Raw genomic sequence first — 12,226 nt, 5'->3', positions numbered from 1 at the left:
GCCGTGCGTTTCGCAGATGTAACCGTCATCAACATTCATGCGAAAACCGCCGCATTCTTCACCTGGGGAGGAGAGGTGGGGCCACCCGGCGACGTCGAGGCCGTGACGGCAGGCGGCGTCGCACCGTCCGAAAGTGGCCCCGGGGCGCCGGAGGTGGCCGCGGGGCCACCCGCGAACGCGCGGGGCGGCAGCGCGTACTCGTCGCGCTTGCTCGTCCCGAGGCCCATGCGCACCATCCCGGATGCCATCCCCACCGCGGCCGCGACCCCGTCGACGACCGGCACGCCGACCCGGAGCGTCAGCTCCGCGCACAGGTCGGCCATTCCGGCGCAGCCGAGGACCACGACGTCGGCCCCGCCCGCGACGGCCTCGGCGCTCGCACGCTCGATGGTCGTCACGGCATCCGATCCGGTGTCCTCGAGGTCCAGGACCGGGATGCCGGTCGCAGCCAGCGACACGCAGGCTCGCTCCATCCCGTAGCGCGCGACGAGGTCGTGCGCGCGCCCGAGCGTGCGGCTCAGCGTCGTCACGACACCGAAGTGCCGGCCCGAGACCGCCGCGAGGTGCATCGCCGCCTCCGCGATCCCCACCACGGGGACGCAGACGAGCTCTCGAGCGGCATCCAGGCCCGGATCACCGAAGCAGGCGATGACGTACGCGTCGGCCGGGGCCCCGCCGTCGCGGTCCGCCGCGATCAGCTCGACCACCGCGGCGGCGGCCGCGATCTCGTCGGTGTGGCTCTCGATCGCGTCGGCGCCCGTCAGGGGACACACGGCATCGATGTCGACGTCGGGTCCCGCCACCCCCCGGGCGGCGTCCGCGATCTTCGCGGTCATCGCCCGGGAGGTGTTGGGGTTGATCAGGAGGATCCTCACGCCGGCGCGCCCGTCGCCGGGGGCGTCGCGGCGGAGCCGACCGGCGCCGCGGTCGAGGTCGACGCGACCGGGACCGCTCCGGAGATGGCCGCCGGCTCGGAGGCCGCGGTGGCCGCGGCCCCGTCGACGGTGCCGTCCGAGATGCCCTCGGTCTCGCCGTCGAAGGTGGGGATGCGCGGGTCCATGCGCTCGAAGAGGAGGAACAGGACGTAGCCGAGGCCGCAGCCGATGAACCAGCTGTAGTCGCTGACGGCGGCCACATTGAAGAGGCCGAGGTCGGCGAAGAGCTTCGGGAAGATCGCGATCGCCACGGTCGGCACACCGGCCGCGATGACGGCCTTGACGGCGTTCGGGTTGAAGCCGTTCCGGTACCAGTAGGGGCCCTTGGCATCCATCGTGAACATCGCATCCACCTTCACGCGCTGACGGGCGGCGATGTAGTAACCGGCGATCAGGATGCCGAAGAGGGGGCCGATCAGCGCGCCGAGGACGCCGAGCGAGTAGTGGATGGCGTCGGCGTTGGAGTACCAGTTCCACGGCATGAGGAAGGTCGAGCCGACGGCGGCGATCATGCCGCCCGCGCGCCACGAGATCTTCTTCGGGGCGACGTTGGAGAAGTCGAAGGCCGGCGAGATGAAGTTCGCGACGATGTTGATGCCGACCGTGGCGGTGACGAAGGTCAGGCCGCCGAGGAGGATCGCGAAGGGCGTGTCGATCTGCTCGACCGTCTTGATCGGGTCGGTGATCAGCGCGCCGAACACCGGAACCGTCGCGGATGCCGTGATGACGGTGAGCAGCGAGAAGAAGAGGAAGTTGATCGGCAGGCCCCAGAAGTTGCCCTTCTTGACCGCCTCGAAGCTCTTGCCGTAGCGGGCGAAGTCGCCGAAGTTCAGCATCGGCCCCGAGAAGTAGGACACCACGAGGGCGATCGCCGCGAACATCACCGGGATCGAGGCCCAGAAGTCGAGCTGCGTCGTCGACAGGGTGAAGGAGATGTTCTGGATGCCGGCCTGCGAGACCAGGTAGACGGCGAGCACGATCATGACGAGGTACACGGCGGGACCGGCCCAGTCGATGAAGCGGCGGATGACCTCCATGCCGTTCCAGAACAGCAGGAACTGCGCGAACCACAGGATGCCGTACGAGATCCAGCCCAGCGCCGACAGCCCCGCGAACGAGACGTCGAGCAGCGCGGCCGAGCCCGGGACGAACTTGAGGAACACGATGTTCAGCGACTCCGCCGCGAGGAAGGTCTGCACGCCGTACCAGGCGATCGCGATGAGCCCGCGGATGATCGCCGGGATGTTCGCCCCGCGGATGCCGAACACCACGCGGTTGATGACGGGGTAGGGCACGCCCGTCTTCTGGCTCGGCTTGGCGACCATGTTCGCGAAGACCTGGACGATGACGATGCCGGCGATGAGGGCCACGAGCACCTGCCAGGACTGCAGGCCGAGCGCGAACAGCGAGCCGGCGGTGACGTAGCCGCCGACGGAGTGCACGTCGCTCATCCAGAACGCGAAGATGTTGTAGCTCGACCACTTCTGCTTCCGCAGCGGGGCGAGGTCCTCGTTGGCGAGCCGGTCGTCGTACTGCGGCTTCATGTTGCCGCCCCCGTGGGGGTGTCCGGCCGCCTCCACGAGATCGTGGGGACCGGTGAGCGGTGTCGTGGTCATGTCTTTCCTCTCAGGACGATGGATGCCACGACGTGGAGTCCGCGGCCAGAGTGGTGCACTGATGTGAAGTTATGGGTTCACGCCTCTCGGTCGGTTTCGCGTGTGTAACGAGCATGTGAAGTCGGGCCTTCACGCTGCGGTCGCTTCTAGACTCGGGGCATGTCGTCGACCGCCACCGAGGCCCCCGCGAGCGTGGGGACGCGGATCCGCGAGCTCCGGCAGGCGCGCGGCATCTCGGCCCGCGCCCTCGCCGCTGCCCTGGACATCTCCCCCAGCGCCGTCTCGCAGATCGAGCGCGGGGTCCTGCAGCCGAGCGTCTCGCGGCTCATCGCCATCACCGACGCCCTCGGCGTCCCCCTCGTGGCGGCTTTCGATCCGGCATCCGGTCGCCCGTCCGAACCGGTGGGTCCGTCCGGGTTCACGCTGCAGCGTGCCGGGCAGTCGGCTGACATCGTCCTGGACAGCGGGGTGTCGTTCCGTCGGCTCACCCCCGGCACCTCGCCCGGCGTCGACTACTTCGAGTCGATCTACCCGCCGGGGGCGTCCGCGCACGGGGCGGACGGGCTGTTCCACCACGAGGGGTACGAGGTCGGCACCGTCGTCGCCGGCGAGCTCACCATCGACTTCGAGACCGAGCGCGTCGTCCTCCGCGCCGGCGACGCCATCAGCTACCCCTGCTCCGTGCCCCACCGGCTGCACAACGCCGGGGACGTGGATGCCGTGGCGCACTGGCTCATCGTCCACGCCTGAGCCGCACCGTCGCGCGGCCGCAGGTGGCCCCGGGGCCACTTTGCGCGCCCCGGGGCCACTTCGACCCGCGCGACCCGCGCGACCCGCCGCGTCCGGCATGCCGCCGACCGCAGGCGACGCGCGGCCGCAAGCGACGCGCGGCCGCAAGCGACGCGCGGCCGCAAGCGACGCGCGGCCGCGCGTGGCCCCGGGGCCACTTTGCGCGCCCCGGGGCCACTTCGACACAGCGACGAGCCCCCGGAATGTTCCCCACAGCAACATCGCCGACACATCGCGCCACAGCGCCGTAACGCACGCGGCCTAGCGTGGACGGCATGCACCTCTCCGACTTCAACGTCGCCGACGACGCGGAAGCCGTCGCCGTCGTGCGCGTCTGGGCCGACGTCCCGGGGTGGGTCGACGCCGTCGTCGCGGCCCGCCCGTACGCCGACGTCGACGCTCTCGCCTCCTACGCCGGCGCCCTCGCCGAGGCCTGGTCCCCCGACGACCTCGCCGCTGCGCTGCACGCCCATCCGCGCATCGGGGCGAAGGTCGCCGGCGACGGCGCCGAGGCGGCGGCATCCCGTCGGGAACAGGGCTCGATGAGCACCGCCGCCGACGACGACGTCGCCGCGATCGCCGCCGGGAACGTCGCGTACGAGGAGCGGTTCGGACGGGTCTTCCTCATCCGCGCCGCCGGTCGCACCCCCGGTGAGATGCGCGCCGAGCTGGAGCGCCGGCTGCACAACACCCCCGACGCCGAGACGATCGAGGCGACACGGCAGCTCGCGGAGATCGCGCTGCTGCGCCTGCGCACCACGTTCGCCGACGACGCCACGGCAGAACCGGAGCCCGCGGAATGACCCACCTCACCACGCACGTCCTGGATGCCGCGACGGGAACGCCCGCGTCCGGCGTCGCGGTCACCCTCGCGCACCTCGACGGACCGACCATCGACTCCGCGACGACGGACGACGACGGCCGCCTGGCCCTCGGCCCCGACCGTCTCGAGGACGGCGACTACGCGCTGACCTTCGGCACGGGGTCCTACTTCCGGGAGCGGGGCGTCCCGTCGTTCCATCCCGTCGCGACGATCGCATTCACCGTCTCGGGCGAGGCGCACCTGCACGTGCCGCTGCTGTTGAGTCCCTTCGCCTACTCGACCTACCGCGGCAGCTGAGGAGAACGCCCATGAAGGTCATCGTCATCGGCGCCGGCGTCGGCGGCACCTCCGCGGCGCTCGCGCTGCAGAAGCTCGGCCACGAGGTCGTCGTCTACGACCGCATGCGCGAGAACCGCCCCGTCGGCGCGGCGCTGTCGCTGTGGTCGAACGGCGTGAAGGTGCTCAACTGGCTCGGTCTCGGCCCGCAGGTCGCCGCCCTCGGCGGCCGCATGGACGACATGGCCTACTACGACGGCCACACCGGCGAGGAACTGTGCCGCTTCAGTCTCGCCCCGGTCACGGCGCAGACCGGTCAGCGCCCCTACCCCGTCGCCCGCGCCGACCTGCAGCAGCTGATGATGGATGCCGTCGGCCCGACGAACATCCGCCTCGGCAAACAGCTGGTCGGTCTCGCCGACGACGGCGTCACGGTCACCGCCACCTTCGCCGACGGCTCCACGGACACGGCCGACATGCTCATCGGCGCGGACGGCGCCCGGTCGATCGTCCGCGACTACGTTACCGAGCCCGGTGGCATCCGTCCGGAACGCCGGTACTCGGGATACGTCAACTTCAACGGCCTCGTCGCCACGGACGAGCGCATCGGCCCTCTCGACCAGTGGACCACCTACGTCGGCGACGGCAAGCGCTGCGCGGTGATGCCGGTGGCGGGCGACCGCTTCTACTTCTTCGTCGACGTGCCCGGACCGTCGGGCGTGATCGAGGACCGCATGGCGGCCCTGGAGGACGCGTTCGGATCGTGGGGTGCGCCGGGCGTGCGGGCGCTGCTGGACGGCATCGACCCGGACGAGTCGCTGAACCGCGTCGAGATCTGGGACATCGACCCGTTCAACACGTGGGTGCGCGGACGCGTGGCGATCCTCGGCGACGCCGCCCACAACACCGCGCCGGACATCGGCCAGGGGGCGTGCTCGGCGCTGGAGGACAGCTTCGCGCTCGGCATCGTCTTCGCGACGTCGACCCTCGGCATCGAGGACTCGCTGACGCGCTACGCGCGCATCCGTGCCGAGCGGGCGGGCGACCTGGTGCTGCGGGCGCGCAAGCGCGCCCACGAGACGCACGCCTTCGACGTGGCCGCGACGCAGGCCTGGTACGACGGCCTGCGGCACGAGGACGGGACCGGCGTCATCCGGGGCATCGTCGGGAACATCGAGGGCAGCCCCGTCGAGCTGGGGGCGAGCGTCCTGCGCTGAGAGGGTCCCCGCGCCGGCATGTCCCACAATGTGCGACAAAGCAGGGCACTTCCTGCACAAAGTGGGACACACCAGCAGGGGCAGGGGCACAGCACAGCGGCTCTCCGGCAGCATGTCCCACTATGTGCGGCCCCGCGGGGCCTGATCTGCACAAAGTGGGACACGCCAGCAGCGGCAGGGGCACAGCAGGGGCGGCAGGCCACCCCGGCGTGTGTCGGCGTGTGACAGGGGCACGCTGACGAGCGACATCGGGCGTGACAGCGTGGGGGGAGGCATCCATCACCCCTCTGGAGAGAACGTGACCGAGTACTTCGACCGCACCGCCGACAAGACCTACACCAAGGTCTACAAGGCCGAGACGCCCGACATCCTCGCTGCGTTCGCCGCGTTCGACCAGGCGGTGTTCGCCCCCGAAGGCCGCGCGATCCCGTTGAAGTACCGCGAGCTCATCGCCCTCGCCGTCGGCATCACCACCCAGTGCGTGTACTGCATCGACGGGCACTCGCAGAACGCGGTCAGGGCGGGCGCCACCGAGGCGGAGCTGGCCGAGGCGGCCTGGGTCGCCACCGCGATCCGCGCGGGCGGCGGCTACGCGCACGGGCGCCTCGCGTTCAAGCTCGCCGACGACGCCCGCCCGCACCAGCACTGATGGCATCCGTCGTCTCCCCGCTCGAGGCCGAGGCGCTGGAGTTCATCCGCGCGCTCATCCGCATCGACAGCGTCAACACCGGCGAGGCCGCGACGATCGGGGACGGCGAGACCCGCGCCGCGCTCTTCGTGAAGGAGCGCCTCGAGGAGGTCGGCTACGAGACGGTCCTCGTCGAACCGCGCCCCGGGCGGGCGAGCCTGATCGCGCGTCTGGCGGGGGCGGATCCGGATGCCGGTGCCCTCGTCGCCCACGCCCACCTCGACGTCGTACCGGTCGAGGCGGAGAACTGGTCGTACCCGCCGTTCGGCGCCGAGATCCACGACGGCATGCTCTACGGACGCGGCGCGGTGGACATGAAGGACTTCGCGGGGATGCTGCTCGCGATCGCGCGCGCCTTCCGGCGCGAGGGGGTCGTCCCCCGCCGCGACCTGATCTTCGCGTTCTTCGCCGACGAGGAGGCCGGCGGCGTCTGGGGCGCCCGCTGGATCGTCGAGAACCGTCCCGAGCTGTTCGCCGGGGCGACCGAGGCGCTCAGCGAGGTCGGCGGCTTCTCCCTGCCGCTGCCCGACGACCGCCGCGCCTACCTCGTCGCCACCGCCGAGAAGGGCGTGACCTGGGCCACGCTCACCGCGCGCGGGCACGCCGCGCACGGATCGCTCCCCACGGCCGACAACGCCGTCGTGCGCGTCGCGCAGGCTGTCGCGGCGGTCGGCGCGCACCGGTTCCCGGTCGTTCGCACGGCCACGCTCGAGCGGTTCCTGGACCTGTACGCCCGGGCGGGCGGCGATGTCGACGACCTCGGGTTCGCGACATCCCTCCTGGATGCCGGGACGCGCACGACCGCGTCGCCGACCGTGCTGCAGGCGGGCGGGAAGACGAACGTCATCCCCTCGTCGGCCTCGGCGCGACTCGACATCCGCGTGCTGCCCGGGCAGGACGACGCCCTGCGGGCGCAGCTCGCCGAGCTCGTCGGTCCCGACATCGAGATCGCGTGGGGGCGCGAGGTGCGGGCGATCGAGTCGCCCGTGGACACCCGGCTCGTCGGCATCCTGCAGGAGGCCGTCTCGGCGGAGGACCCGGGCGGCACCGTCGTGCCGTACCTGCTGCCGGCCAGCACGGACAACAAGCACCTGGCCCGGCTCGGCATCCGCGGCTACGGCTTCGTGCCGCTCCGCGTGCCGGCGGACTTCGACGTGTTCGGGCAGTTCCACACGGCTGACGAGCACGTTCCGGTCGAGGCCCTGCACTTCGGCACCCGGGTGACCGCGCGGATCCTCCGCGACGCCTGACCCGGGATGCCAAGGGGGCCGGGCTCCGGAGGAGCAGCCCCTGCCGCGGGGTCCTCCGCTGCCCCCGCCGCCGGTCGGTCGACTTCTCCGGAGCCGGGCATACGACGACCCGGGCGGGGCGCGAGGCCGGACCCGGGGTCGTCGCCGCGGTCAGGCGGAGACCGTGGGCCGGACCTTCTCGCGCAGCTTCCGGGCAGGCGCCGTCTTCGCGTGCGTGACGTAGATCACGAGCCCGACGAAGGTGAGACCGCCGACGAGGTTGCCGAGGACCGTGGGGATCTCGTTCCAGATCAGGTAATCGCCGATGGTGAAGTCGGCGCCGAGCATCAGGCCGATGGGGAACAGGAACATGTTGACCACCGAGTGCTCGAAGCCCATGTAGAAGAACAGCATGATCGGCATCCACATCGCGATGACCTTGCCGGGGAGGCTGTCGGACATCATCGCGCCGACGACGCCGGTCGAGACCATCCAGTTGCAGAGGACTCCGCGGACGAACAGGGTCAGCATGCCCGCGGCGCCGAACTCGGAGTAGCCGACGGTGCGCCCCTCGCCGATGTGGCCGATGGCCTGACCGACCTCGCTCACGTCGGTCGAGAAGCCGTACGTGAAGACGATCGCCATGAGGAGGGCGACGGTGAGGGCCCCGCCGAAGTTGCCGAGGAAGACGAGGCCCCAGTTGCGCAGCATGCCGCGCAGGGTCACCCCGGGCCGCCGGTCGAGCAGCGCGAGCGGCACCAGCGTGAACACACCGGTCAGCAGGTCGAAGCCGAGCAGGTAGAGCATGACGAAGCCGACGGGGAACAGCAGGGCGCCGATCAGCGGCGACCCCGTCTGCACGCTGACGGTCACGGCGAACACCGCCGCGAGGGCGAGGATCGCGCCGGCCATGTAGGCGCGGATGAGGGTGTCCCGTGCCGAGAGCGCGACCTTGGCCTGCCCGGCGTCGATCATGCGGACGGCGAAGTCCTTGGGTGCGACGTAGCTCATGGTCGTGTCCTCTCCGCCGTCACCACTGGTACTTCAGGAACTTGCCGTCGATGACGATCCGCACGCGGTCGCCGTCGGGGTCGCTGCGCCGGTCGATCTCGATGTTGCAGTTGATCGCGCTCATGATGCCGTCGCCGAACTCCTCGTGGATCGCCTCCTTGAGCGCCGGGCCGTAGACCCCGAGCAGCTCGTAGAAGCGGTAGATGGTCGGGTCCGCGCGCAGCTCGTCGCCGCGGGTGCGGTACGGCTGCACCTGCAGAGCGGCGACGGTCTCGTCGTCGAGCCCGAGCAGCTCCCCCGCCTGGACGGCGAGCTCCGCCGGGAGGGCGTGCGAGCCGAGCAGCGCCGCGATGGTCCACAGCAGCGGCCGGTCGAGCGCTCCGGCGAGGTCGGCCCACGAGTGCTCGGAGCCCGCGACGGCCCTCCGGACGGCGTCGGTCGCCTGGTCGCGGCGTGCGTTCCACTCGGTCATGTCTGGTCTCCTCGGGTCGGTCGATCGGACGGGTCGTGCGATCGGTCAGTGACCCCACTGTCCGGCCGGCGGCGCCTGGTCGAGCAGGCTTTCCGCGCACGGCATCCGACGATCTGCGCACGGCGACGAAGCATTCACACGCACGAAACGACACCGCAACAGGGCGGCGCCGGAACGGCGTTTACGGTGATCCCGTGGCAGGCCCGGCGACCGATGACGCGACGCGTCCGCAGGACGCGATGTTCCTGTCGACCGTCCTGCAGAGCGCCCCGGTGCCGCTCTGGGTCATCGACGAGGACGGCCTGGTCGCGCTCGCGAACGACGCCGCCCTCCGCTTCCTCGGTCACCGTCAGGGCACCGACCTGCGCGGCGGCGCGAGCCACGACCTGCTGCACCGGCACCGTCCGGACGGGTCACCGTACCCGACGCACGAGTGCCCGATCATCCACGCGAAGCAGCCGCTGGCCTCGTCCGAGTGGTTCGTCACCCGTGCCGGCGACGTCCGTCCGGTGCAGTGGTCGACCCGGCCCGTGGCCGGCACCGGCAGCGTGCTGCTGAGCTTCGCCTCCCTCGGCCCGCTGCCGGCCGGCCCGGGCGGCGGACGGCGAGCGCTCGTTCCACCCCGCGCCACGCGGGAGGAGACCCGGGCGCGGCTGCTCCGGCAGATGCAGCAGGCGATCACCGCCCGCTTCACCGACCCGTCGTTCTCGCCCGCGACCCTGGCCGACGACGCCCACCTGTCGGTGCGCTCCGTCCAGGCCATCTTCGCCGAGGTCGGGACCTCCCCCGCCGCCGAGATCCGCCTGCACCGTCTGGAGCACGCGCGCGTCCTGCTCGCGCAGGGGCAGAGCGTGCAGTGGGCGTGCCACGCGTCCGGCTTCCAGGACGTCGGCAGCTTCGCCCGCGCCTACCGCCAGCACTTCGGCTTCGCGCCCAGCCGCACCCGCGGGGCATAGCGGCTTCGCGCCCAGCCGCACCCGCGGGGCATAGCCCCCGCGCCGAGCCGCACCCGCGGGGCATGGGCCCCCGCGCCGAGCCGCACCCGCGGGGCGCAGGTCTCCTCGCGCCGGCGGGCCCGCTGCCCTTGCACGTCCGCCGCCGATCCGCCGCCGTGTTACCTCGCGTGGCGATCCGTTTCAACGGATGACCGGCCGTTTCGACGTGTGAAACGGCGCCTCGCCGACCCTCGGACGCGGTCGTAGCGTTCCCCTGACCCGCCGGCCCCGCGCCGGTCCGACTCAGAGGAGCACGCCATGACCACCACCGCGCCGGCCGCCGCCGCCGCCTCGGCGACGCCCGCACCTCGCGCGAAGGTCGACCTCGGCACGATCGCCGTCGTCCCGACGCGCCACTGGTGGCGCTGGATCCTCACCGCGCTGCTCGTGTTCGTCGTCGCGCAGTTCGCCTGGAGCCTCGTCACGAACGACCGCTACATGTGGGGCACCTTCGCGCAGTACTTCTTCTCGGAGCCGGTGCTCATCGGGATCGGGTACACGCTGGCGCTGACGGCCATCTCGACCGTCGTCGGCTTCGTCCTCGGCACGATCCTCGCGCTCGGCCGGCTCTCGCCGTCGCCGCTGCTGAACGCCGCCGCCTGGGGTTACATCTGGTTCTTCCGGTCCGTGCCCCTCGTCGTGCAGATCATCGTCTGGTACAACCTCGGCTACCTCTACCCGACCCTGGGCCTGGGGACGCCGTTCACCACCGACTTCTGGATCGTCGAGTTCCCCACGGTGCAGCTGATCAGCGCATTCGCCGCGGCCATCCTGGGGCTCGGCCTGCATCAGGCCGCCTATTCGGCCGAGATCATCCGCGGCGGGCTCGTCTCCGTCGACCCCGGACAGCACGAGGCTGCGGCGGCCCTCGGCATCCCGGCATCCCGTCGCCTGTTCCGCATCATCCTGCCGCAGGCCATGCGCTCGATCGTGCCGAACGCCACCAACGAGGTCATCGGCCTCGTCAAGGGCGCATCGGTGGTGTTCGTCATCGCGATCCCCGAGCTGTTCTACGCGGTGCAGGTGATCTACAACCGCAACAGCCGCGTCATCCCGCTGCTGCTGGTCGCGGTGGTCTGGTACACCCTCATCACCACGATCCTCAGCGTCGCCCAGTACTACATCGAGCGGCATTACGCCCGCGGGTCCGCGCGCGCACTCCCCCCGACCCCGCTGCAACGCGCCCGCCGCTGGGTCGGCACGCAGTGGGCCCGGCTCGGCGACGACCCCGCTCCGCCCGGCGGGACGAGACACGAGCCCCGTTCGCGGGCCACGACGGGGACGGATGCCACCGCCGTGGCATCCATCCGCGACACCGCCGAGGCGAAGGAGAGCCGCGCATGAGCATCACCACGGAGGCACCCGCCCGGGGTCTCGTCGAGATCCACGACGTGCACAAGTCCTTCCACGGCGCCGAAGTACTGAAGGGCATCGACCTGACCGTGCGCCCCGGGGAGGTCGTCGCCCTGCTGGGTCCGAGCGGCTCCGGCAAGTCGACGCTGCTGCGGACGATCAACCACCTCGAACGGGTGGATGCCGGATCCGTCACGGTCGACGGCGAGTTCATCGGGTACCAGCTGCGGCACGGCCGCCTGCACGAGCTGCACGAGCGCGAGATCCTGCAGCGGCGGACGCGGGTGGGGATCGTGTTCCAGAACTTCCACCTGTTCCCGCACCTCACGGCGTTGGAGAACATCACGGAGGCGCCCCTCGCGCTGCGGCGCCTCACCCGGGCGGAAGCGCGTGAACGCGCCCTCGGCCTGCTCGAGCGGGTCGGCCTCGCCGAGAAGGCCGACGCCTACCCGCGGCAGCTGTCCGGCGGGCAGCAGCAGCGGGTCGCGATCGCCCGCGCCCTCGCGCTGCACCCGCAGGTGCTGCTGTTCGACGAGCCGACCAGCGCCCTGGACCCGGAGCTCGTCGGCGAGGTGCTCGACGTCATCCGCGACCTGGCGAAGCTCGGCACGACCCTCGTGATCGTCACGCACGAGATCGGCTTCGCCCGTGAGGTCGCCGACCGCGTCGTGTTCCTCGACCAGGGCCGCATCGTCGAGCAGGGCACGCCGGACGAGGTCCTCAGCCGTCCGCAGCACCCCCGCACGCGGGAGTTCCTGGCCAAGGTGCTCGGCTGACGCCTCCCGGCGGCAGCCTCCTCACTCACATCCCACTCGCACAAGG

13 protein-coding genes are annotated in these 12,226 nt (G+C 71.4%); 9 read left to right on the top strand and 4 right to left on the bottom strand.

The genetic code is table 11. From position 1 onward, the window contains the following. Nucleotides 1–35: 35 nt before the first annotated feature. Both MRBLMI1_RS14835 and MRBLMI1_RS14830 read right to left on the bottom strand, forming a co-directional pair. Nucleotides 36–875 (bottom strand): aspartate/glutamate racemase family protein, encoded by an 840-nt coding sequence (locus MRBLMI1_RS14835; protein ID WP_367734137.1) that lies wholly within the window; start codon nucleotides 873–875, stop codon nucleotides 36–38. After that, complete coding sequence (locus MRBLMI1_RS14830) at nucleotides 872–2,551, bottom strand: NCS1 family nucleobase:cation symporter-1 (protein ID WP_367734136.1); 1,680 nt, start codon at nucleotides 2,549–2,551, stop codon at nucleotides 872–874. The genes MRBLMI1_RS14835 and MRBLMI1_RS14830 overlap by 4 nt, the downstream gene beginning before the upstream one ends. Nucleotides 2,552–2,710: 159 nt before the next feature. Between MRBLMI1_RS14830 and MRBLMI1_RS14825 the strand changes: the two genes are divergently transcribed. From MRBLMI1_RS14825 to MRBLMI1_RS14800, 6 genes are all read left to right on the top strand, one after another. Beyond that, nucleotides 2,711–3,301, top strand: coding sequence for a helix-turn-helix domain-containing protein (locus MRBLMI1_RS14825; protein ID WP_367734135.1), 591 nt, complete (start codon nucleotides 2,711–2,713; stop codon nucleotides 3,299–3,301). Between the two features lie 314 nt (nucleotides 3,302–3,615). Then, nucleotides 3,616–4,143 (top strand): 2-oxo-4-hydroxy-4-carboxy-5-ureidoimidazoline decarboxylase, encoded by a 528-nt coding sequence (gene uraD / locus MRBLMI1_RS14820; RefSeq protein WP_367734134.1) that lies wholly within the window; start codon nucleotides 3,616–3,618, stop codon nucleotides 4,141–4,143. Then, the gene (uraH, locus tag MRBLMI1_RS14815) at nucleotides 4,140–4,460 is read left to right on the top strand and encodes a hydroxyisourate hydrolase (RefSeq protein ID WP_367734133.1); all 321 of its coding nucleotides are present in this window, start codon (nucleotides 4,140–4,142) and stop codon (nucleotides 4,458–4,460) included. The genes uraD and uraH overlap by 4 nt, the downstream gene beginning before the upstream one ends. Before the next feature lie 11 nt (nucleotides 4,461–4,471). After that, entirely contained in the window at nucleotides 4,472–5,656 is a 1,185-nt protein-coding gene (gene hpxO, locus MRBLMI1_RS14810; RefSeq protein WP_367734130.1) for an FAD-dependent urate hydroxylase HpxO, read from the top strand. A 298-nt stretch (nucleotides 5,657–5,954) separates the two neighbouring features. After that, nucleotides 5,955–6,305 carry a carboxymuconolactone decarboxylase family protein gene (locus tag MRBLMI1_RS14805; protein WP_367734128.1) on the top strand — a complete coding sequence of 117 codons (351 nt, stop codon included), beginning with the start codon at nucleotides 5,955–5,957 and terminating at the stop codon, nucleotides 6,303–6,305. Continuing rightward, nucleotides 6,305–7,594: a M20/M25/M40 family metallo-hydrolase gene (locus MRBLMI1_RS14800; RefSeq protein ID WP_367734127.1), complete on the top strand. Its 1,290-nt coding sequence runs from the start codon at nucleotides 6,305–6,307 to the stop codon at nucleotides 7,592–7,594. Before MRBLMI1_RS14805 ends, MRBLMI1_RS14800 begins: the two co-directional genes overlap by 1 nt. Before the next feature lie 150 nt (nucleotides 7,595–7,744). Here the strand turns inward: MRBLMI1_RS14800 and MRBLMI1_RS14795 are convergent, their stop codons facing one another. Both MRBLMI1_RS14795 and cynS read right to left on the bottom strand, forming a co-directional pair. After that, a complete protein-coding gene (locus tag MRBLMI1_RS14795) occupies nucleotides 7,745–8,584 on the bottom strand; it encodes a formate/nitrite transporter family protein (protein ID WP_367734126.1) in 840 nt (279 codons plus the stop codon). Between the two features lie 19 nt (nucleotides 8,585–8,603). Then, entirely contained in the window at nucleotides 8,604–9,056 is a 453-nt protein-coding gene (gene cynS / locus MRBLMI1_RS14790) for a cyanase (RefSeq protein ID WP_367734125.1), read from the bottom strand. A gap of 194 nt (nucleotides 9,057–9,250) precedes the next feature. Between cynS and MRBLMI1_RS14785 the strand changes: the two genes are divergently transcribed. The 3 genes from MRBLMI1_RS14785 to MRBLMI1_RS14775 all read left to right on the top strand — a co-directional run bounded on the left by MRBLMI1_RS14785 (nucleotide 9,251) and on the right by MRBLMI1_RS14775 (nucleotide 12,180). Continuing rightward, nucleotides 9,251–10,012: a helix-turn-helix domain-containing protein gene (locus MRBLMI1_RS14785; protein WP_367734124.1), complete on the top strand. Its 762-nt coding sequence runs from the start codon at nucleotides 9,251–9,253 to the stop codon at nucleotides 10,010–10,012. A gap of 297 nt (nucleotides 10,013–10,309) precedes the next feature. Beyond that, entirely contained in the window at nucleotides 10,310–11,395 is a 1,086-nt protein-coding gene (locus MRBLMI1_RS14780; protein ID WP_367734123.1) for an amino acid ABC transporter permease, read from the top strand. Further along, nucleotides 11,392–12,180 (top strand): amino acid ABC transporter ATP-binding protein, encoded by a 789-nt coding sequence (locus tag MRBLMI1_RS14775; RefSeq protein ID WP_367734122.1) that lies wholly within the window; start codon nucleotides 11,392–11,394, stop codon nucleotides 12,178–12,180. Before MRBLMI1_RS14780 ends, MRBLMI1_RS14775 begins: the two co-directional genes overlap by 4 nt. The last annotated feature ends 46 nt before the right edge of the window (nucleotides 12,181–12,226 follow it).

This window comes from Microbacterium sp. LMI1-1-1.1, assembly GCF_040815675.1.
Taxonomy (GTDB): domain Bacteria; phylum Actinomycetota; class Actinomycetes; order Actinomycetales; family Microbacteriaceae; genus Microbacterium.
The sequence above is the reverse complement of the archived record's forward strand: the minus strand, read 5'-3'. Positions and strand labels throughout refer to the sequence as shown.

What these genes read in the sequence shown, in the direction of transcription:
- MRBLMI1_RS14830 (WP_367734136.1), bottom strand. Translation starts at nt 2,551, where the DNA reads ATGACCACGACACCGCTCACCGGTCCCCACGATCTCGTGGAGGCGGCC.
- uraH (WP_367734133.1), top strand. Translation starts at nt 4,140, where the DNA reads ATGACCCACCTCACCACGCACGTCCTGGATGCCGCGACGGGAACGCCC.
- MRBLMI1_RS14780 (WP_367734123.1), top strand. Translation starts at nt 10,310, where the DNA reads ATGACCACCACCGCGCCGGCCGCCGCCGCCGCCTCGGCGACGCCCGCA.
- cynS (WP_367734125.1), bottom strand. Translation starts at nt 9,056, where the DNA reads ATGACCGAGTGGAACGCACGCCGCGACCAGGCGACCGACGCCGTCCGG.
- uraD (WP_367734134.1), top strand. Translation starts at nt 3,616, where the DNA reads ATGCACCTCTCCGACTTCAACGTCGCCGACGACGCGGAAGCCGTCGCC.
- MRBLMI1_RS14825 (WP_367734135.1), top strand. Translation starts at nt 2,711, where the DNA reads ATGTCGTCGACCGCCACCGAGGCCCCCGCGAGCGTGGGGACGCGGATC.
- MRBLMI1_RS14775 (WP_367734122.1), top strand. Translation starts at nt 11,392, where the DNA reads ATGAGCATCACCACGGAGGCACCCGCCCGGGGTCTCGTCGAGATCCAC.
- MRBLMI1_RS14795 (WP_367734126.1), bottom strand. Translation starts at nt 8,584, where the DNA reads ATGAGCTACGTCGCACCCAAGGACTTCGCCGTCCGCATGATCGACGCC.
- hpxO (WP_367734130.1), top strand. Translation starts at nt 4,472, where the DNA reads ATGAAGGTCATCGTCATCGGCGCCGGCGTCGGCGGCACCTCCGCGGCG.
- MRBLMI1_RS14800 (WP_367734127.1), top strand. Translation starts at nt 6,305, where the DNA reads ATGGCATCCGTCGTCTCCCCGCTCGAGGCCGAGGCGCTGGAGTTCATC.